At 73.6% G+C, this 20329-nt stretch carries 17 protein-coding genes; 7 read left to right on the top strand and 10 right to left on the bottom strand.

What is annotated here, in order from left to right; translation table 11 throughout:
• Positions 1–8 precede the first annotated feature (8 nt).
• On the bottom strand, positions 9–1490 hold the full coding sequence (locus tag ACFO3J_RS19290; RefSeq protein WP_386430694.1) for an MFS transporter: 1482 nt from the start codon (positions 1488–1490) through the stop codon (positions 9–11).
• A gap of 127 nt (positions 1491–1617) precedes the next feature.
• A complete protein-coding gene (locus tag ACFO3J_RS19285; protein WP_386430693.1) occupies positions 1618–2052 on the bottom strand; it encodes a MarR family transcriptional regulator in 435 nt (144 codons plus the stop codon).
• Positions 2053–2270: 218 nt separating this feature from the next.
• Between ACFO3J_RS19285 and ACFO3J_RS19280 the strand changes: the two genes are divergently transcribed.
• Complete coding sequence (locus tag ACFO3J_RS19280; RefSeq protein ID WP_386430692.1) at positions 2271–2546, top strand: DUF2530 domain-containing protein; 276 nt, start codon at positions 2271–2273, stop codon at positions 2544–2546.
• A 70-nt stretch (positions 2547–2616) separates the two neighbouring features.
• Here the strand turns inward: ACFO3J_RS19280 and ACFO3J_RS19275 are convergent, their stop codons facing one another.
• Both ACFO3J_RS19275 and ACFO3J_RS19270 read right to left on the bottom strand, forming a co-directional pair.
• Positions 2617–5826 (bottom strand): sacsin N-terminal ATP-binding-like domain-containing protein, encoded by a 3210-nt coding sequence (locus ACFO3J_RS19275; RefSeq protein ID WP_386430691.1) that lies wholly within the window; start codon positions 5824–5826, stop codon positions 2617–2619.
• Positions 5827–6643: 817 nt separating this feature from the next.
• Positions 6644–7396, bottom strand: coding sequence for a DUF3027 domain-containing protein (locus tag ACFO3J_RS19270; RefSeq protein WP_386430690.1), 753 nt, complete (start codon positions 7394–7396; stop codon positions 6644–6646).
• A 272-nt stretch (positions 7397–7668) separates the two neighbouring features.
• Here ACFO3J_RS19270 and ACFO3J_RS19265 point away from each other — a divergent pair, with 272 nt between their 5' ends.
• From ACFO3J_RS19265 to ACFO3J_RS19250, 4 genes are all read left to right on the top strand, one after another.
• Entirely contained in the window at positions 7669–9045 is a 1377-nt protein-coding gene (locus ACFO3J_RS19265) for an MFS transporter (RefSeq protein ID WP_386430689.1), read from the top strand.
• A gap of 111 nt (positions 9046–9156) precedes the next feature.
• A complete protein-coding gene (locus ACFO3J_RS19260; protein ID WP_386430688.1) occupies positions 9157–9648 on the top strand; it encodes a hypothetical protein in 492 nt (163 codons plus the stop codon).
• Positions 9645–10385: a futalosine hydrolase gene (locus tag ACFO3J_RS19255; protein ID WP_386430687.1), complete on the top strand. Its 741-nt coding sequence runs from the start codon at positions 9645–9647 to the stop codon at positions 10383–10385. The genes ACFO3J_RS19260 and ACFO3J_RS19255 overlap by 4 nt, the downstream gene beginning before the upstream one ends.
• Positions 10378–11325: a 1,4-dihydroxy-6-naphthoate synthase gene (locus ACFO3J_RS19250; protein WP_386430686.1), complete on the top strand. Its 948-nt coding sequence runs from the start codon at positions 10378–10380 to the stop codon at positions 11323–11325. Before ACFO3J_RS19255 ends, ACFO3J_RS19250 begins: the two co-directional genes overlap by 8 nt.
• A 326-nt stretch (positions 11326–11651) precedes the next feature.
• Here the strand turns inward: ACFO3J_RS19250 and ACFO3J_RS19245 are convergent, their stop codons facing one another.
• A complete protein-coding gene (locus ACFO3J_RS19245; RefSeq protein ID WP_386430685.1) occupies positions 11652–12035 on the bottom strand; it encodes a cold-shock protein in 384 nt (127 codons plus the stop codon).
• A gap of 163 nt (positions 12036–12198) precedes the next feature.
• Here ACFO3J_RS19245 and ACFO3J_RS19240 point away from each other — a divergent pair, with 163 nt between their 5' ends.
• Complete coding sequence (locus ACFO3J_RS19240; protein WP_386430684.1) at positions 12199–12471, top strand: hypothetical protein; 273 nt, start codon at positions 12199–12201, stop codon at positions 12469–12471.
• Here ACFO3J_RS19240 and ACFO3J_RS19235 read toward each other — a convergent pair.
• Together ACFO3J_RS19235 and ACFO3J_RS19230 are read right to left on the bottom strand one after the other, a co-directional pair.
• Positions 12450–13085: an HAD family hydrolase gene (locus tag ACFO3J_RS19235; protein ID WP_386430683.1), complete on the bottom strand. Its 636-nt coding sequence runs from the start codon at positions 13083–13085 to the stop codon at positions 12450–12452. The genes ACFO3J_RS19240 and ACFO3J_RS19235 overlap by 22 nt on opposite strands.
• A gap of 58 nt (positions 13086–13143) precedes the next feature.
• Entirely contained in the window at positions 13144–14136 is a 993-nt protein-coding gene (locus ACFO3J_RS19230; RefSeq protein ID WP_386430682.1) for a hypothetical protein, read from the bottom strand.
• A 123-nt stretch (positions 14137–14259) separates the two neighbouring features.
• Here ACFO3J_RS19230 and ACFO3J_RS19225 point away from each other — a divergent pair, with 123 nt between their 5' ends.
• Entirely contained in the window at positions 14260–16908 is a 2649-nt protein-coding gene (locus ACFO3J_RS19225) for a helicase-associated domain-containing protein (protein ID WP_386430681.1), read from the top strand.
• Positions 16909–16931: 23 nt separating this feature from the next.
• Here the strand turns inward: ACFO3J_RS19225 and ACFO3J_RS19220 are convergent, their stop codons facing one another.
• From ACFO3J_RS19220 to ACFO3J_RS19210, 3 genes are all read right to left on the bottom strand, one after another.
• Positions 16932–17510, bottom strand: a complete 579-nt coding sequence (locus ACFO3J_RS19220; RefSeq protein ID WP_386430680.1) for a Uma2 family endonuclease — start codon at positions 17508–17510, stop codon at positions 16932–16934.
• Between the two features lie 87 nt (positions 17511–17597).
• The gene (locus ACFO3J_RS19215) at positions 17598–18299 is read right to left on the bottom strand and encodes a VanZ family protein (RefSeq protein ID WP_386430679.1); all 702 of its coding nucleotides are present in this window, start codon (positions 18297–18299) and stop codon (positions 17598–17600) included.
• A 153-nt stretch (positions 18300–18452) separates the two neighbouring features.
• Positions 18453–20105, bottom strand: coding sequence for a DNA repair helicase XPB (locus ACFO3J_RS19210; RefSeq protein WP_386430678.1), 1653 nt, complete (start codon positions 20103–20105; stop codon positions 18453–18455).
• Positions 20106–20329: the final 224 nt, after the last annotated feature.

Raw genomic sequence — 20329 nt, 5'->3', positions numbered from 1 at the left:
CTCGGGCCTCACCCGGCCGGGGTGAGGTTCTTGGTCAGGCCGGTGTCGCCGCCGCGGTCCTCGGCGTCGTCACGACCGGCGGCATCTCTGGCGGCATCACTGGCGGCGTCGTCGCGTATGTCGGGCTCCCCTTCGGGAACCGACCCCGCGTCAGGACGGGGCCGGGCGATCCCCTCGCGCGGTACGAAGGCGACCAGCGGGCGGCCCTCCGTCCGCCGCAGGCTGATCCGCACCCGCAGGCCGCCGGTGCGGGCCAGCACCAGGCCGACCCCCAGCGCCGCGGCCGCCGAGATCAGACCGCCGGACAGGAAGCCGACCCGGGCCCCGTACGTATCGGTGACCCAGCCCATGACCGGGCCGCCGATCGGGGTGCCGCCGACGAAGACCATCATGTACAGGCTCATCACCCGGCCGCGCATCACCGGATCGGTGGCGAGCTGGACGGTCGCGTTGGCGCTGGTGTTGAAGGTCAGCCCGAAGATGCCGATCGGCACCAGCAGGGCGGCGAACAGCCAGTAGGACGGCGCGATCGAGGCCAGCGCCTCCAGCAGGCCGAACAGCATCGCCGCGCCCACCAGCATCCGCAGCCGGCTCCGGGAGCGGCGGGCGGCGAGCAGCGCGCCGAGCAGTGAGCCGCCGGCCATCAGCGAGTTGAGCAGGCCGTAGCCGCCGGCGCCGCTGTCGAAGACCTTGTTGGCGAAGGCGGACAGCCAGATCGGGAAGTTGAAGCCGAAGGTGCCGATGAAGCCGACGAGCACGATCGGCCAGATGAGCTCCGGCTTGCCGGCCACGTAGCGCAGGCCCTCGCGCAGCTGGCCCTTGCCGCCGCGCGGCGCCCGCTCGATCTTGTGCAGCTCGGAGGTGCGCATCAGCAGCAGGCCGGTGAGGGGCGCGATGAAGGACAGGCCGTTGATCAGGAAGGCCCAGCCGCTGCCCACCGCGGTGATCAGCACACCGGCGACCGCGGGGCCGACCAGCCGGGCGGCCTGGAAGTTCGCGGCGTTCAGCGAGACGGCGTTGCGCATCACGCGCTGGCCGACCATCTCGACCACGAAGGTCTGCCGGGTGGGGTTGTCGACGACCGTGACCATGCCGAGCAGGAAGGCGATGGCGTAGACCTGCCAGACCTCGACCACGCCGCTGAGGGTCAGACCGGCCAGCGTCAGGCCGAGCACGCCGAGGGCGGCCTGGCTGCACAGCAGGATCTGCCGCTTGGGGTACCGGTCGGCGATCACACCGCCGTACAGGCCGAACAGCAGCATGGGAAGGAACTGGAGGGCGGTGGTGATGCCCACCGCGAACGACGAGCCGGTGATGCTGAGCACCAGCCAGTCCTGGGCGATCCGCGACATCCAGGTGCCGGTGTTGGAGATCACGGCGCCGGTCGCGAAGAGCCGGTAGTTGCGGACCTTGAGTGCGCTGAAGGTGCCCGTCTTCCCGCCGGGCTGTTCAGGTTCGGTTGCGGTGTCTGTTCCGGCTGCCGAACTCAATCGGTTCTCGCCTCCCCATTCATCGGTTTCACCGGTCTCATCGGTGTGCGTCAGGTGCGCCGGCCGCTGTCCTTCGGGTTTCCTCCGGGCGCGGGCCGCCGGGCGGCGGGCCTGGGCCGGTGCGTTGTCACAGGTGAGCGAGCTTGTCGAGGACAGGGGCGGCCAGCCGCAGCACGGCCAGCTCCTCTTCGCTGAGCCCCTCGGCCAGCTGGGCGAGCCAGGCGTTCCGCTTGACCCGGCTCTCGGCGAGCATCGCGGCGGCCTCGTCCGTACGGCTCACCACGACCTGCCGCCGGTCGTCGGGATGCGGCTCCCTGCGGACCAGCCCCTTGGCCTCCAGCATGGCCACGATCCGCGTCATCGACGGCGGCTGCACATGCTCCTTGCGGGCCAGCTCCCCCGGCGTCGCCGACCCGCAGCGCGCCAGTGTGCTCAGCACCGACATCTCGGTCGGGCTGAGCGACTCGTCCACACGCTGGCTCCGCAGCCGGCGCGAGAGCCTCAATACGGCGCCGCGCAACTCATTGACGGTCGCACGGTCGTCCTCGGACAGTTCAGTCACATTCGTTAGCTTAGCTTATTACCTAGGCTAATCAAACCGGCGCCGCACGCGTTTCTCACGCATACGGATGACATGACTACACTGAGATACCCCTCCCGGAGGAGGACCGCCCCGAAAGGGGCGCGGGGAACCGCGCGGCCGGCCACGACGGACCCGCGCCCCGGGGACGCGCCGCGACCCGTTGCGGCCGACCCCGTCCCGCCGCCTACGATGTCCGCATGAGCAGCGACAAGCAGCGGATCCCCCTGCGCGAGGCGCCCGAGCCGATGGAGGCCAACGACGTCGCGACCATCACGGTCGGCGTGATCGTCTGGTTCGTGCTGTTCGTCGTCCAGGTGCCCTTCTACGGCTGGTACGCCGACCACGGCCACGCCTGGTTCATCTGGACCTGCCTGGCCGGCGGCACCTGCGGCCTGCTCGGCCTGTGGTACGTCCGCACCCGGCGCGACGCGATCCGCCGGGCCGCCGCCGCCCGCACCGCGCCGGAGGCCTGAGCCGCCCGGGCCGACACCCCGGCGGCCCACCGCCCCGCTCAGCCGAAGGCAAGCACGGCGCGGCGACCCCTCAGTCGAACCAGCGCGCCTCGGCCAGCTCCTCCGTACGGGACGGGTCCTCCAGCAGCGCGGCCAGTTCGAAGCGGCGCTCCCAGCGGCCGGCCGCCCAGGCCAGACCGGCCGCGACGCCCTCCACCGTGGAGGCGTGCAGGACGCCGTCCGCCCAGCGCCAGTCCACCTCGATCCCGGCGGTGAGCAGCAGTTCCTCGTGCTCCACATAGCTGGTGGGAGCGCCCGGCAGCAGGTCGTGGACGGCGGACAGCACCTCGTGCGCCTCGCCCTGCGAGATCACCGCCGCCTCCACCGCCTCGCTCAGCCGCCGCACCTGGAACAGCTCGGCCAGGTCGCCGGCCAGCCGGGGCGGGACCGGCAGCAGTGCCCGGCCACCGGCCAGCGGCAGCAGATCGGGCGCGTCGGCGACCAGCGCGTCGGCCGCGTCCACCACCACCGGTTGGCCGTCGGCGACAGCCCGCAACTCGTCCGGGAGCGTCACCTGTTCGGGGTCGAGTTCGGCCAGGGCCGCGTACAGACCGTGCAGTTGGGCGGTGGACACCTCACGTCCGGGCTCGGCCAGCCGGCCCAGCAGCTCGGCGGCGCCGCCCGGTTCGGCCAGCAGCGCGGCCACGGTGGTGCGTACGCCGAGGGCCCGCAGCACCTGCTCGTCCACGCCCTCGTCGGTCTCGGCCTCGTCGTAGAGCCCGGCGAGCAGCCGGTCACCGCCGGCCGCGCGCAGACCCACCGGGCGGCGCCCGCCGAGCACCGGGTGGTCGCGCAGCCACCAGGCGGCGTAGGCGCGCACGGACTCGGTGGTGCCGTCGGGCAGCAGGACACGGATCGGCAGGGTGACCGCGTCCCGCAGCGGCGGCCGGGACAGCAGGGCCAGCGCCTGCGGCCAGGCGTCGTCGTCCACCAGGTCCAGGTCGCGGACGCCGATCACCTCGGTGGCCACCGGCGGCACATCGGTCTCGGGGAGCTGGTCGAGGACGTCCTCGCACCACACGTCGACCGCGTCCAGCAGGCCCACGTCGTCGGGCTCGGCGAAGTCGCTGTCCCGGGGTTCGAGGTCGTCGGGGTCGAGGACGACATCCTCGGCGCGGACCAGGGCGAAGGTGGCGAGCACGCCGACCGCGGTGAGCGGCTGTTCGCCCCAGCGCGCGGCCAGTTCGGCGTCCACGGCGGCGAGTTCGCCCTCGCGCAGCACCTGCTCCAGCGCGCTGCCGGGCATGATCAGCTCACCGGCGGGGGCGAGTTCGCCGTCCTCGTCGGGCAGCGCCAGGCCGCCCAGCCACGGCTCGTCGCCCGGCGCCAGGCCGGCCGCCCGGGCCAGGCCCAGCACGGTCTCGGCCAACTCCTCGGCATCCAGACCGCTCGGGTCGTCCCAGGCGGCCCGGTCGTCGTCCAGCGACGCGGCCACCGCGGCCCGCACCTGCGGTGTGGTCAGGATGGCGCGCGGGGTCGCGGGCGAGGCGCCCAGCTTCTCCAGCAGCGGATGGGCGGCGTCGGCGTGCGCGACGCGCAGTCCGAGCCGGGCCAGCAGCAGCGGGTCGGCGGCGGTCTCGTCGTTCTCGCCGCGCACCGGCAGCAGTACCTGCCGGGGGCCGACCACCGTACGGCCGTCGGCGAGCGGTACGGGCAGGCCGCTGAGGATGTCGGAGTCGGTGCCGGCCAGGGCGTCGTAGAGCCGGTACCACCAGTCGGCGGGCCGCTCGGCGCCGGCCAGCCGGTCGACCGCGTCGGCCAGCGTGAGCCGGGCGACGCCCAACTGGCGAAGCGCCGGACGCCGTTCGAGCGTCGAGGGGACCAGGGTCGGCAGCACTTCGGCCAGCACCCGGACCGCCTCGGCGGTGGCGCCCTCCACCACCTCGGCCTCGACCGGGCGCAGCGCCTGGCTGTCACCGGCCAGCGGGCCGCCGTCGTCCCAGGCGTCCGGGTCGGCGACGGGGGCCGGCGCGTCCTGCGCGGGCGGTTCGGCGGCGCGGGGCAGGAAGGCGGTACGGGGCAGCGCGGCGAGGACACGGCGGCGCAGTTCGGCGTCCAGCTCACCGGTCCCGAGCGGGCCCGGCACCAGGTCCACCACACCGGTGCCGACCGGTCGCCAGTCCGCCATCAGCCGGACGTACGCCTCGGCGGCGCGGTCCAGCAGGAAGTCGGTGAGCGGGCCGAGGGCGGCGTGCCGCCGGGTCGGGTCGAGCGGGAAGGAGGCGAGCAGCAGCGCGGGCAGCCCGAGGGGCTCGTCGGTGGGCGTCGGCGCGTGGACGACGGCGGCGGTAAGGGGTGCCTGCGGGGCGCCCTCGGCGTCCACCGGGACGGCCCAGGTCACCGACCAGACCGGGCGCAGCCGCTCCTCCACCGGCCGGTCCACCAGGAGTTCGGGCTTCAGCGGGCCGCCGTCCGCGTCGACGCGCCAGCGGGTGGGGGTGGTTCGGGCACTGTCCTCCACCAGCACGTCGCCGTCGTCCAGTTGACGGCGAGTCAGTGTCCTGGTCCCGTCCGGGGTTTCGACAACGACTTCGCCGAGACCTGGCAGGGCGAGCAGCAACGCGTCGTCGATGGATGCGAGCAGACGGGCCGTCAGTTCCTCGGCGGAGCTGTCCCGCAGCGGCAGTACGATGACCGTGTCGTACGTGTCCGGCGCGGTGCCTTCCGCGGCGAACGGCAGCCGCAGCAGCGGGACATGTCCGTCGCGGCGACGCAACTCGTCTTCCAGGCCAGGGACTTCGGCGCTCAGCTCGCGAGCCTCGGTGAGCGACCAGCGGACGCCTCCGGTGCGGCTGAGCACGGCGGGTTCGTCACTGACGGCGAGGACGGCCGCGAAGCCGACGCCGAAGCGGCCGACGGCGGCCGGACCGTCGTCGCGTTTGGCGGAGGCTCGCAGGGTGGACAGCGATTCCACGGCGGCGGCGTCGAGCGGGGCGCCGGTGTTGGCTGCGGCCAGCACCGCGGGGGCCCCGTCCGCGCCCTCCTCGGCCGGGTGCAGGGTGAGGCGCAGCCGGCCGGGCACACCGGCCCGGGTGGCCGCGTCCGCGGCGTTCTGCGCGAGCTCGATGGCGAGGCGGTCCCGGTAGCCGCCGAGCGCGAGGTCCTCCTCCGCGTTGGCGTCCTCCCGGAACCTCGCGGTGGAGGTGGTCCACGCGCCCAGCACCGCTTGCCGCAGGCTCGCCGTACGGAAGGGGTCCGCATGGCCTTCCGGGGCCGTCCGTACAACACCTGCGCGGGTCACTTACGGGCCCTTCCGTCGCCGTCCGCGGCCCCTGCGGGGCCCTGCAGTCGTGACGGTACCGCCATCCGAGCGTCCCCCGCTCCGCGGCCGGCTCCTCCCCTCCCCCCGCGCGGCCGACGCGGGCCGCTATCCCGGCCCGTGCGGATCCCCTCCGGGGCGGCCCCGCTCCCGCGCGGGCGGCGGGCTCCTCTTCCCACCCGCAGCCACCACCTGTGCGAGCCGGTGAGCCGCTCTCCGCCGCCACCGCCTGCGGCGCTGCCCCCTTCCCTGAGGCCGCCCGTGCGGGTGGGTGCTCGGTGCTCGGCTTTCCGCCCTCTCGCGGGGCTTTCCCGCCATCGGCGGCGAACCGTCCGCGATACTTGCCGCGCCTGCGGCGCGGGGTTCCCACCCGCAGCCACCCGTGCGGGTGGGTGGTCGGCTTTCCGCCTTCTCGTCGGACTTCCCGCCATCGGCGGCCAGCCGTTCGCGGATTTGCCGCACCTATGGCCCGACCTGTGCCAGGTGAGTGGCTGATGCCCCGCCCTCTCCTGGGACTTCCATGCTCGCCCCGCGCCGGTCCCGCACGACGCACGGGCCGGCAGCCGCCGACGGCGGGCAGCCCCACCGGAAGAACCCGCACCCGGCAACGAATCCGCACGGGTGGCTGCGGGTGGGAACGACACCGCGCCGCAGGCGCGGCCCGCCCCGCACGACCGGAGCAGCCGCCAGCGGCGAGATCCCCGGCCGGGGAAACGGCGACCCCGCGCCGCAGGCGCACCCGCGGCGGAGCGCGCCGCCCCCGCGACCGCCGCCGTACCCGCACCCCCCGCCCGGAGGGCTAGTCGTAGAGGTCGTCGAGCACCATCGGCGACGGCTCCGGCGACTTCGGCATGACCGCCGCCTCGGAGTGGGCGCCGCAGCCGTAGCCGAGGGAGACGATGTGGCCGTCCGCCGGGGAGTACTCGTTCGCGCAGATGCCGAAGGCCTGGCTGAGGGAGCCCGAGATGGGGATGAGGAAGGCGCAGGTGTCGCAGGCGGCCGGGGCCGCCTGGGCCATCGGGGACTTGGGGCCGAATTCCTCCTCCCAGCGGTCCGCGGCGATGTGGAGGCCGTAGCGGGAGAGGACCCGGGGGCGGCCCATGCCGAGTTCCGAGGCGACCGAGCCGATCTCGGCGACCGAGGGGAGCGGCAGGCCCTCCTCCGAGGGGGCCGGCTCGCCCGCCCAGCCGGGCTCCAGCCGGAGGTCGTCCGCCTCGCTCGGCAGCAGATCGCCGGGACCCATGTCGCCGGGCCGCAGGCGCTCGCTCCACGGCACCCATGCGGGGGCCAGCACGGCGTCCCCACCGGGCAGCAGCACCGTTTCGTCGATGGTGATCTGCTTGGACCTCGAAGCCCGGGTCAAGGTGGTGGCCCAGTGCCAGCCCCGGTAGGCCGGTTCCTCGCAGGCGAAGTGATGGGTGACCACCCGGTCACCCTCCGCGACCACCCCTAGGTGCTCACCGACGGAGTCTGGCCCCGCCGCCTCCTGCGTCACAGCCAGTGCGACATCGACCGCCTCGGCGCACAGGCGGTCAGGGGTACGGCTTCGCATCGCAGGACTCACAGAAATCGTTTCTCTCTCTACGCCGTCTCACGTGTGCGCCCGCGGGGGCGGACCCGGTGGTACAGAGGAGCGGTGGCGGAGCGGACCTGTGGACCGCGTCAACGCCTTCGTTCCCTGCTTCCCGGCCAGCTTCCCCGGTCTGCCCGAGCGTCCCCCGGGCGCACCTGTTGCCACTATTCTGCGCGATCGCACGCTACCTGTGCGCACCACCACTGCAAAGGAGGGGGTGCGGGGGCTGTCAATTGGGGGAGGATTGCGTCGTGGCACGTACCGTGACCGCGGGCCCAGGGCCCGTACGCAGGGGAGGGCGCGCCCTCACGCACGGCGTGGGGCGGGCCCTGAGCGGCGTTGTCCGGCGTATCCGCCGTACGACACGCGCGGGAGGCGCGGGCGAGTCGGGTCTGTCGAAACTGATCGAACTGCACGCGGTGAACTCGGCCGGCGACATGCTGATCACCGTCGCGCTGGCCAGTACCGTGTTCTTTTCGGTACCTACGGGCGAGGCCCGCGGCCGGGTCGCGCTCTATCTGCTCGTGACGATGGCGCCCTTCGCGGTGCTCGCGCCGGTGCTCGGCCCGCTGCTCGACCGCTTCCAGCACGGCCGCCGGGCCGCGATGGCCGCCTCGATGATCGCGCGGGCGGTGCTGGCCTGGACGATGGCCGGGGTGGTCTCGACCGCGGGGCTCGGGCTGTATCCGGCCGCGCTCGGCGTCCTGGTGTCCTCAAAGGCGTACGGCGTGGTGCGCAGCGCGGTGGTGCCCAGACTGCTCCCGGGGCGCACGACCCTGGTCAAGGCGAATTCCCGGGTCACCCTGGCCGGCCTGCTGGCCACCGCGGTGGCCGCGCCGATCGGGGCCGGGCTGCACTTCATCGGCCCGCAGTGGCCGCTCTACGGCGCCTTCGTGGTCTTCGCGTGCGGCGCGCTGCTGTCGATCTCGCTGCCGCACGCGGTGGACTCGTCCCGGGGCGAGGCCAAGGCCCGGCTGACCGCCGACGAGGAGCTGCCGGCCGAGCCGGTCGGCCCGCCGGGCAAGAAGCCCGGCCTGCTGGGCGTCGGTTCCTCGGTGCTGCACGCGCTGCAGGGCAATTCGGGGCTGCGGGCGCTGTCCGGTTTCCTGACGCTGTTCCTGGCGTTCGTGCTGCGCGAGCACCCGCTGGGCGGATTGAGCCCGGCGGTGTCGCTGAGCGTGGTCGTGGTCTCGGCGGGTGTCGGCAACGCGCTGGGCACCGCGCTGGGCTCCTGGCTGAAAGCCCGCGGCCCGGAGATCATCATCGGCACGGTGCTGATCTTCGCGCTGTCGGCGGCCATCGTGGCGGCCGGCTGGTTCGGGCTGTTCACGGTGGCGGCGCTGGCCGCGATCGCCGGTGTCTCGCAGGCGCTGGCGAAGCTGTCGCTGGACGCGCTGATCCAGCGGGACGTGCCGGAGATGGTCAGGACCTCCGCCTTCGCCCGTTCCGAGACGGTGCTGCAGCTGTCCTGGGTGGTCGGCGGCGCCATCGGCATCATCCTGCCGCTGAACGGTCAGGTGGGCATGGGAGTGGCCGCCGGACTGGTGCTGATCGCCTTCGTGACCTCGGTACGCGGGCTGCTGGGCGCGGCCCGGCGCGGCAATTCGAGCCCGGCCCGGGTCGCGTAGGCCCCCGCGTACGCGGCGGGCACTTCCCCGTCAAGCCCGTGTCAAGCCCGCGGGGCGGGACGGCACACCCCCGCGCAGGTGGGGCCCCAACGGCCCGGTAGCCTCACCCCCATGAGCATTCGCCGCGCCGCCACCGCTATCGGTGCCATCTCCCTGGGGCTGATCGCCCTCACCGCCTGCGACAAGCCGACCGCGCTGGCGACGGTGACCGTGGGCTCCAAGTCCGTCCACGCGGAGGCGATCAGCAAGTGCTACGCCAAGGGCAAGAAGCTGCCCCAGGAGATCTTCCTGGCCTGCCTCCAGGCCAAGCCGACCCACCACATCACCGTCCCGGTGGGCGACCAGGTCCGGATCGGCGTGGACCCGGGCATCGGTGACAAGGGCTGGCTCCTCGTCCGCGACACGAGCCTGGTGACCAACGAGCTGCTCAAGAACAAGACCTACTGGCAGCTGGACAGCGCCTCGCTGTTCACCACCCAGGACCCGCAGACCGGCCAGAGCACGATCGCGAAGTCGGTGGACCTGAGCGTCGTGGAGTCCAGCGACACCAGCGGCGCCAACGTCTTCCGGGTGATCTCCTTCACGCTGACCCGGGGCAAGTGACCGATCCGGTGGCACCCGCCCGGATCCTGGTGGTGACGGCGGTGGCCGCCGAACGCGACGCCGTCACGGCAGGCTTGCGCGCCCCGGCGGCCGGGAGCGGAGCGATCACCGCGGCCGGAGCGGTCACCGTGCTGGCCGGCGGAGTGGGCCCGGCCGCGGCCGCCGCTTCCACCGCGACCGCGCTGGCCCGGGCCGCGCACGACCTGACTCCGTACGACCTGGTGGTCTCCGTCGGGATCGGCGGCGGTTTCGCCCCGGCCGCGCCGGTCGGCTCGGTGGTGGTCGCCGACGCGATCGTGGCCGCCGACCTGGGGGCGCAGACCCCCGGGGGCTTCCTGCCGGTCGCCGAGCTGGGTTTCGGGACCTCCCGGCATGATCCGCCGCCGGTGCTGTCCCGGGCCGTCGCCGGGGCCCTGGGGGCCGCCTACGGGCCCGTGCTGACCGTTTCCACGGTGACCGGCACGGCCGGACGCGCCGCCGAGCTGAGCGGGCGTCACCCTGGCGCCGTGGCGGAGGCCATGGAGGGCTTCGGGGTGGCGGAGGCCGCCGCCGCGGCCGGGGTGCCGGTGCTGGAGATCCGCGCCGTGTCCAACGCGGTGGGCCCCCGGGACCGGGCGGCCTGGCGGATCGGCGAGGCGCTGGCCGCGCTGACCACGGCGTTCGGGAAGCTCCCGGCGGCCCTGGCGGACTTCGGGAAGCTCTCTCCGCCGCTGGAGGTTGAGGCACAACATGGCTGACATCGCTGACACCGCCGGCAGCGCCGGCACCGCCGGAACGACCGACATCGCTGACACGGCTGACGCGCTCGACACACTGGACACACTGGAAACCGCCGACGACAGGGCGCTGCGGATCGCGTACTCCCCCTGCCCGAACGACACTTTCGTGTTCCACGCCTGGGCGCACGGCCTGGTCCCGGCCGCGCCCGCGCTCGATGTGACCTTCGCCGACATCGACATCACCAACGGCATGGCCGAGCGCGGCGAGTTCGACGTGCTGAAGGTGTCCTACGCGGTGCTGCCGTGGGTGCTCGACGAGTACGCCCTGCTGCCCTGCGGCGGCGCGCTGGGGCGCGGCTGCGGCCCGCTGGTGCTCACCCGGGAGGCCGGCACGGACCTGTCCGGCAAGACGGTGGCGGTGCCGAGCGAGCGCTCGACCGCGTATCTGCTCTTCCGGCTGTGGGCCGCCGACCAGGTGCCCGACGGGGTCGGCGGCATCGTGGTGATGCCGTTCAACGAGATCATGCCGGCCGTACGGGACGGCCGGGTGGACGCCGGCCTGGTGATCCACGAGGCCCGCTTCACGTACCAGAACTACGGTCTGCACAAGCTGGCGGACATGGGCGAGCACTGGGAGTCCACCACCGGGCTGCCGATCCCGCTGGGCGCGATCATCGCCAAGCGCTCGCTGGGCAAGGAGCGGCTGCACGCGCTGGCCGACGCGGCCCGCGCGTCGGTGCGGAGGGCGTGGGACGACCCGGCGGCGTCCCGGGCGTATGTGCTGGCGCACTCGCAGGAGATGGACCCGGCGGTCGCCGACCAGCACATCGAGCTGTATGTGAACGAGTTCTCCGCCGACCTGGGCGAGGACGGCTACGCGGCGGTACGGGGGCTGCTGACCCGGGCCGCGGCCGAGGGGCTGGTGCCGGCGCTCCCGCAGGACGCGCTGGCCTTTTGAGCCGTTCGGGTTGTCGTGGTTGTTGGGGTAGTTCGGGCAGTGCCGTTGTCCCGGCGCTCGACTCATCCGCGTGTTCGAGACGGTGAAGGCGGGGAAGGCGGCGCGGAGTTCGCCGGGTTTTCCGGCCGGTTTTTTCGGCCGGTACGGAGGAAACCGCTGGAACCGCCGGAACCCGACTCCGTTTTCGGCCGGTGAAAAAGGCGTTCGACCGGAAAGGATGGCCGGAAACCACCGGAGAATCCGGCCGGAATTCACCGAGACGCTTTACCGGAAGCAGCCCTTCCGGTAAAGCGGCGGAAACCCGGCGCGGTCTTGGTGAGAGACCGTCAGACGTCCAACTGGTCCGCCACCACCCGGAGCACGGAGGCAATCTTGTGCCCGTGCGCCTTGTCCGGATACCTGCCGCGCTGGAGCGAACGCGCGACCTCTTCGAGCAGCGTGGTGAGATCCTGCACGATGGGCAGCAGTTCATCGGGCTTGCGGCGCTGGGCCGCGGCAACCGAGGGGGCGGGGTCGAGCAGGGTCACCGAAAGTGCCTGATCACCGCGCTGCCCTGCGACGACGCCGAATTCCACGCGCTGGCCGGGCTTGAGGGCGTCAACGCCTTCGGGCAGCACCGAGGAGTGCACGAAGACATCGCCGCCGTCATCGCGGGAGAGAAAGCCGAAGCCCTTCTCGCTGTTGAACCACTTGACCTTGCCGGTAGGCACGTCCGACCTCGTCCTCATTGCTCGAAACCTCATCGATACAACACATCAGCGGGTCCACCGGAGACCCGCTGGCAACCAGGCTAATGGCCCGCCGCCGTGTGACAAGACGCCGAGGTCCTGATCCACGGTCCACGGCGCCACGCCACGGATCTACCCTTGTCGGGTGAGCAAACAAACCATGGGCGCCGGTGACCTGCTGGTGCGGATCGGCGCGATCGTGTTCCTCGTCGGGGCGGTCGGCACACTGGCGACGGTGGCGCCGCTGCTGCTGGACACCCGGCGGCTTCCGACACCGGCCTATTTCGTGTCCATGCTGATGGCGGTGGGCATGGCGCTGGCCTTCGGCGGGCTGCTGAAGGCCGCGCTGGCCCAGCGGCAGGCGGCTCAGGTGGGGCCTGCCCCGGAAGGGGGCGGTCAGACCGCCGCTGAGCTGTAGGCGGCGAACCAGGCGGGGAATCCGGTCAGGTCGTCCAGCACCACATCGGCGCCGGCCGCCCGCAGCTCCGCCGCGCCGCACGGACCGGTGGCCACCGCGACCGACAGCGCGCCCGCCTTCTGGGCGCCGCGTACGTCGCCGACGTGGTCGCCGACGTATACGGTCGCGCCGTATTCGATCAAGGCCTCCGCCTTGGCCTCGGCCCACAGCCAGCCGCGGACGTCGGCGTCGATGCCGACGTGCGCCAGGTGCAGCCGCGCGTTCGGCTCGAACTTCGCGGTGACGACGACCGCCCGGCCGCCCGCGTCCTGGACGGCCTGGACGGCTTCCACCGCGCCGCGCATCGCGGGGGTCGGCGCGATCGCGTGGTCGGGGTAGAGCGTCCGGTAGCGCTCCCCCATCTCCTCGACGTGCTCGGCGGGGAACCAGTTGGCCAACTCCTCGTCCAGCGGCGGCCCGAGCCGGGTCACCGCCAGCGCCGAGTCGATGAAGACACCGGTCTCGACGGCCAGCCGGTCGTACACCGCCTTGATGCCGGGCCGCGAGTCGATCAGTGTCATGTCGAGGTCGAAGCCGACGGTGAGCGGGGCGAGGTCGTTGATCACGCCGACCATTGTCCCCCGGCGGGTCCACAGGTCGCGCCGCTGGGGGTCCGGGCGGCCCGGCGGGACGCTACGCCGTGCGGCGCGCGCGCCAGACCAGGTAGAGGGCCGAGCCGACGGCGGCGACGCGGATGGTGGCCGGCAGCGAGTCCTGGATGGCCGGGCCGAGCGCGCCCTGCGCGATGGGCGTGCTCCACTTGCCCGCGTCGCGCCCCCACAGCCACACGAGCATGCCGACGGCGGCGGCGCCCGGGATGCCGAGGATGCCGAATTTGGCCTGCTGGCGGGTGAGCCGCCGGGACAGATAGCCCATCAGCCAGCCCAGGCCCATCGGGATCAGGGAGCCGATCACCGCGCCGGCGATCAGCAGCGCGGCGGCGGTCAGCAGCACCGGGCTCCCCCAGCTCCTGGCACCGCCCTTGGCGGCCGGTCCGCCCGCGCCGCGCGAACCGGGCAGGCGGGGCAGCCAGCGGCGCGGTCTCTTGGCGGACGCCGCAGGGACCTCCTCCACCGCCTCGGCCGGTTTCTCCGCCACTTCGGGCGGCAGCGCCTTGCGCAGGGTCGGCGGGCCGTCCTCGGCGAGCTCCTCGTCGTCGAACGGGATGGTGATGCCGCCGGTCATGCCGGTCAGCCCGGCCAGCTCGTCGCCGGCCCGCAGCCGGTCACCGGGGCCGTCCAGGCGCCACCAGTCGGTGCCGCCGTCGTCCGCGGCCCCGCCGCGAGGTCCGGGGCCTGCCGTGGGCTTCGCGGCGGGCTCGTAGTAGCCGAGCGGGGCCCGCTCGGCGGCGTGGTCGGGGTAGTCGGGCTCCGGCGCCGTACGGCCGCCCGCGCCCGCTCCCGGGACCGTGCCGGCCGCCGCCTCCACCACTTCGTCGGGGGCGCCGATCCGGTCCAGGATGCGGCGGACGGTGGCCGGGCTGTCGGCGGCGCCGCGCTCCCGGTCGATGTCCTTGCGGAGCTGCGTGACGAGCCGCATCCGCTGGGCGGCGGGCAGGGCGGTCTGTGCCAGGTCGCCGACCCGGCTCAAGTAGTCGAACACCAGCTGATCGCTCTCGACACCCACCGCCAAGCCCCCTTCTCCCGCGCCGCGTTGCACCTGCCCCGACGGTACCGGCCCACCGCCGCGGCTGTCCTCACCCCGATGGGCGGGCCCGGATATTCGAGCGGTACGGCTAATGTGGGACGGATGAGGAGTGAAGGCGGACCGGTGGGCCCGCGCACCCTGGCGGAGGACCTGCGCGCACGAGACGACGCGGCGCTGGCCCTCCTGCTGCGCGCCCGCCCCGATCTCCTCACCCCGGTCCCCAACGACCTCACCCAGCTCGCCACCCGCGCCGCCACCCGCTCCTCCGTCCTGCGCACCCTCGACCGCCTCGACACCTTCACCCGCCAGGTCGCCGAGGCCCTCGCGGTCTCGGCGGACCCGTGCGGGTACGAGGCTCTGCGCGAGCTGATGACGGGCCGCACGGATACGGCGGGCGGCGCCCGCCCGGGGGCGCCCTCCGCCGACGCCGGCGGTGCCACCGGGCCCGGCCCGAGCACGGATACGGCGGCCGGCGGCCCCGGCCGGGCGCCGGAGGCGGGGGCCGCGGCGACGCAGGGCGGCGCCCACGCCGATGACCGGGCCGCCCGCAACCTCGCCGCCCGCGCGGCCGTGCCGCTCGGCGGGGAGTCGCTCGCCGAGGGGGTCGCGCGGGCCGTCGTGGAGGCGCTGCCCGGGGCCGTGGAGACGTTGCGGCGGCATGGGCTGGTGTGGGGCGGGGACGACGCGCTGCGGCTGGTGCGGACCGCGCGGGACGTGCTGGCGCCGACCGCGGCCGTGGTGTCGGCGACCGGGCTCGGCCCGTCCGTGGGGGAGACGACCGCCGGGATGTCCCCGGCCCGCCTCCAGGAGGTGCTGGAGGACGCCGGCCTGGCCAAGACGCACGACTCGGTGAGCGCGCTGAACGCGCTGGCCGGGCTGTTCGGCGACCCCGAGCGGTTGGCCGCGCTGCTGGAGCAGGCCCCCGAAGGGGTATGGGCGGTGCTGGAGCGCCTGGTGTGGGGGCCGCCGTACGGCGAGGTACGGGACGCCGCCGCGGCCGTACGGGCGGCGCGCGCCGCGACCCCGGTGCAGTGGCTGCTGGCCAGGGGGCTGCTGCTGCCCGCCGGCCCGCACAATGTCGTGCTGCCCCGCGAGGCCGCGCTGACCCTGCGCGGCGGCCGGGCGCACCGTACGCCCGAACCCGCGCCGCCCGCCGTGGAGGCGGTCGCCCGGTCCGAGAAGACGGTGGACCTGACCGCCGCGGGGCAGGCCCTGACCGCGGTCCGTACCGTCACCGAGCTGCTCACCGCCTGGCAGAGCGGCGGCCCGCCGGTGCTGCGGGCCGGCGGCATCAGCGTCCGGGACCTGAAACGTACCGCCGGCGCCCTGGACCTCGCCGAGTCCGAGACCGCCTTCTGGCTCGAACTCGCCTACGCCGCGGGCCTGATCGCCACCGACGGCGAGCTGGACGAGGCCTACGCCCTCACCCCCGCCGCCGACGAGTGGCGGCAACTGCCCACCGCCCGCCAGTGGACCGTACTGGCCGCCGCCTGGCTGACCGCGACCCGCACGCCCGGCCTGGTCGGCAGCCGCGACCCCAAGAACCGGGCGCTGTCCGCGCTCGGCCCCGACCTGGACCGCTCACTGGCCCCACAGGTCCGCCGCCGCGCGCTGCGCCTGCTCGCCGGACTGCCGCCGGGCTCGGCCGCCGACCGGGCGTCCCTGCTGGCCCGGCTGCGCTGGGAGCGTCCGCTGCGGGCCGGCACGGAAACGCTGCGCACCGACCTGCTGGGCTGGAGCCTGAACGACGCCGAGGTGCTGGGCGTCACCGGACGCGGCGCGCTGGCCGCCCACGCCCGGCCGCTGCTGGAGGGGGACCCGGGGGAGGCCGCCGACGTCCTCGCGCCGCTGCTCCCCAAACCGCTGGACCACGTCCTCCTCCAGGCCGACCTGACGGCGGTGGCCACCGGCCCGCTCGTCGCGGCGCTCGCCGAGACCCTCGACGTACTGGCCGACATCGAGTCCAAGGGCGGCGCCACCGTCTACCGCTTCACCCCGGAGTCGGTACGCCGCGCCCTGGACGCGGGCCGGACCGCCGCCGAGCTGCAAGCGTTCCTGAGCAGCCACTCGCGCACGCCGGTCCCGCAGCCGCTCAGCTACCTGATCGATGACGTGGCCCGCCGCCACGGCACCCTCCGGGTCGGCGCTGCGGCCGCATATCTGCGCTGCGACGACGACTCCCTGCTCACCGAGCTGCTGGCCGACCGCCGCGCCGCCAGCCTCGGCCTGCGCCGCCTCGCCCCGACCGTGCTGGCCTCCCAGACCGAGCCCGGCACCCTGCTGGACCGGCTGCGCGCGATGGGCCTGGCCCCGGCCGCCGAATCCGCCGACGGCGATGTCCTGATCAGCCGCCCCGACGCCCGCCGCACTCCGCCGCGCACCCCGCCCGTACCGATCGGCGAGGGGCCGCCGGTCCCGGACGACCATCTGCTCGGCGTCGCCGTCAAGGCCATCCGGGCGGGCGACCGCGCCGCCACCGCTGTCCACCGCACCAGCCCCGCGGCCCCCGACGGCCTCCCCCGGACTCCGACCGCCGACACCCTCGCCACCATGCAGGCCGCCGTCCTGGCCGGCGAGTCCCTCTGGATCGGCTACGTCAACGCCGAGGGCGCCGCCAGCCAACGCGTCATCGCCCCGGTCCGCGTCGAGGGCGGCTACGTCACCGCCTACGACCACAACGCCGACACCGTCCGCACGTTCGCCCTCCACCGCATCACCGGCGTCTCCGAACTGGCCGACGACCCGGCCTGACCTCGTCGGGGCGAAGCCGCGACTCAGCCCCGAGGACGCACGAGCCGCCCGGGGTCCAGCTCGACGGAAAACGGCTTCTCGATCAGCGTCTCGCGCCCCGCCTCAGCCACGATCCGGTCCGCATAGCGCCCGGCTTCCAGCTCGGCAACGATCAGCGCGGGCCCGGGCTCCAGCTCAAACCGCCACAGGTGTTCGATCCCGGCCTGCGCGTAGTACGGCGGCTTCAGCAGTCGGTCGATCCGGCGGCCGGCCGAGGATGGCGAGACGATCTCGACCACCAGGACCACGGCTTCGGCGTCATACGCCACCGGGTCCCCGGCCGCCGCGGCGGCATCCACCACCGCGATGTCCGGGATGAAGAGGCCGTCGGGAAGGACCACGTTGACGGCCTCCAGAACCTCATACGGCGCCCCGGCAGACCGGATCGCCGCGTCCAACAGCATGGCAAGGCCGAGTGAGGCCCGTTGGTGCTTCGTGCCCGGTGCCGGCGACATGAAAAGCGTGTCCCCCATCAGTTCCCGCCGCTGTCCGCGATCTTCCTCCAGCGCCAGCACTTCCTCCACGGTCCATGGTCCGTAGTGGTCTTCGTGCGCGACACTCATATCGCCACCTCCTCCTCGGAAGTCGTCACGGACAGTGTGGCATGGCCCACTGACACGACGGGACAGCTCCGCTCACAGACCCCCGGCTCAGTCCTGGGGCTTCTGCCCGTAACCGAACCGGTGCCACCAGTGGGCGCGGCGGGGGTGGAGGGCGAGGCCGAGGCGGCGGCCGAGGAGGGCGTAGCCGATCAGGGCGCCGGTGGTGTTGAGGATGACGTCGTCGATGTCGAAGGCGCGGCCCTCGACGATGGCGCCCTGGGTGGCTTCGACCATCAGCATGACGACGGCGGTGATCACGATGACGCGGAAGAGGCCGCGGGCTCGCGGGAAGAGCATCGGGAGCAGGATGCCGAAGGGCACACCGAGCAGGACATTGCCGCCGATCTGCTTCACGGTGTCGCGCAGCGCCGGCTGGTCGAGGTAGGCGCGGATGGAGGCGCCGGGGCGGAAGTTGCTGTGGACGAGCTTGACGGAGGCCGGGGAGGGCACCAGCGTCACCTTGGCGAGGGCGACCGCGAAGGCGAGCATGAAGAGGATCGCCAGGGCCAGGACGGCGGCCCGGGCCAGCGAGGACCCGAAGGAGCGCCGCTGGAGCACCGGGCGGCGCGGCGCGGGGGGCGGCGGTGGGGCTGGCGCGGCGGGCGGCGGCTCGGGGGTGGTGCGGGGCTTGGTCGTACGGAATCTGGGTGTCCGCGTCTTGGCGGCGGGCCCCTTGGGGAGCGGAGCCTTCGCCGCGTCGTCCTTCGCCCCGCGCGGCTTCGGCTCCGGCTCCGGCCTTTTCGACGTCACGCGGAACAGCGTGTCTCGGACGGCCATGAACCGCATCCCCCTCGATAGGCACCCGATGTGCTGGGAGGGCGCTTACCCCCGACCCGCCGCCTTACGCCCGCCCGGCCACTCGGGTCATGCCCGCTTCAGTCCGGACGGGTCCGCGCGGTTCCCTCAGACGTCCTCGCCGGCGCCCGTGAGCAGATCGTCCGCGTCCACGATCCGGTACGCGTATCCCTGCTCGGCCAGGAACCGCTGCCGGTGCGCGGCGAAGTCCTGGTCGATGGTGTCGCGGGCGACCACCGAGTAGAAGCGGGCCTCGTGGCCGTCGGCCTTCGGGCGCAGCACGCGGCCGAGGCGCTGGGCCTCCTCCTGGCGGGAGCCGAAGGTGCCGGAGACCTGGATGGCCACGGTCGCCTCGGGCAGGTCGATGGAGAAGTTGGCCACCTTGGAGACGACCAGCACCGAGATCTCCCCCTGGCGGAAGGCCTCGAAGAGCTTCTCGCGCTGCGCGTTGGACGTCTCACCCTTGATCACCGGCACCCCGAGGTGCTCGCCCAGCTCGTCCAGCTGGTCGATGTACTGCCCGATGACCAGTGTCTGCTCCCCGGCGTGCTTGGCGACCAGCGCTTCGGTGACCTTCCGCTTGGTCGCGGTGGTGGCGCAGTAGCGGTACTTGTCCTCGGCCTCGGCGGTCGCGTACGCCAGCCGCTCGGACTCGGTCAGATTGACCCGGACCTCGACGCAGTCGGCGGGCGCGATGTAGCCCTGCGCCTCGATCTCCTTCCAGGGAGCGTCGAAGCGCTTGGGCCCGATCAGCGAGAAGACGTCCGACTCGCGGCCGTCCTCCCGGACCAGCGTCGCGGTCAGCCCGAGCCGGCGCCGGGCCTGAAGGTCGGCGGTGAATTTGAACACCGGGGCGGGCAGCAGGTGCACCTCGTCGTAGACGATCAGGCCCCAGTCCCGGGAGTCGAACAGCTCCAGGTGCGGATAGACGCCCTTCCGCTTGGTCGTCAGCACCTGGTAGGTGGCGATGGTGACCGGCCGGATCTCCTTGCGCGTGCCGCTGTACTCGCCGATCTCCTCCTCGGTCAGCGAGGTGCGCTTGACCAGCTCGTGCTTCCACTGCCGGGCCGAGACGGTGTTCGTCACCAGGATCAGCGTGGTCGCCTTCGCCTGGGCCATCGCGCCCGCGCCGACCAGCGTCTTGCCGGCGCCGCAGGGCAGCACCACCACGCCCGAGCCGCCGTGCCAGAAGTTCTCCACCGCCTGCTTCTGGTACGGCCGCAGGCTCCAGCCGTCCTCGGCCAGGTCGATCGCGTGCGCCTCGCCGTCCACATAGCCGGCGAAGTCCTCGGCTGGCCAGCCCAGCTTGAGCAGCGCCTGCTTGATCTGGCCGCGCTCGGAGGGGTGCACCAGCACGGTGTCCGGGTCGATCCGGGCGCCCACCAGCGGCTGGATCCGCTTGGACCGCAGGATCTCCTCCAGCACCGGCCGGTCGGTGGTGGTCAGCACCAGACCGTGCGCCGGGTCCTTGCTGAGCCGCAGCCGCCCGTAGCGGTCCATGGTCTCGGCGACGTCGACCAGCAGGGCGTGCGGCACCGGGTAGCGGGAGAACTCCACCAGCGCGTCCACCACCTGCTCGGCGTCGTGCCCGGCGGCGCGGGCGTTCCACAGGCCGAGCGGGGTGAGCCGGTAGGTGTGGATGTGCTCGGGGGCGCGCTCCAGCTCGGCGAAGGGGGCGATGGCCCGCCTGCAGGCGTCGGCCTGTTCGTGGTCGACCTCCAGCAGGAGGGTCTTGTCGCTCTGGACGATCAGACAGGACACGCAGGACCTCCGCGGTCGGGAAGCGCGTTGGACCCGGACGTTCCGGGGAGCGCGGTACGGGACCGGTCCGGGGAGTGCGTTCGGGGGGAACAGAAAATTGTACGTCGGATGCCGCACCCACCCGGGCGGCCGCGTTCCTCGCCCCGGCAGGGGCGCGAGGAACTGCGCGAGCAACCCACCACCGGCGGACGGTCTGGGCACGACCGCGGCCCACCCCCTGGAGC

This window comes from Streptomyces polygonati (genome assembly GCF_042650325.1).
GTDB classification, from domain to species: Bacteria; Actinomycetota; Actinomycetes; order Streptomycetales; family Streptomycetaceae; genus Actinacidiphila; species Actinacidiphila polygonati.
The sequence above is the reverse complement of the archived record's forward strand: the minus strand, read 5'-3'. Positions and strand labels throughout refer to the sequence as shown.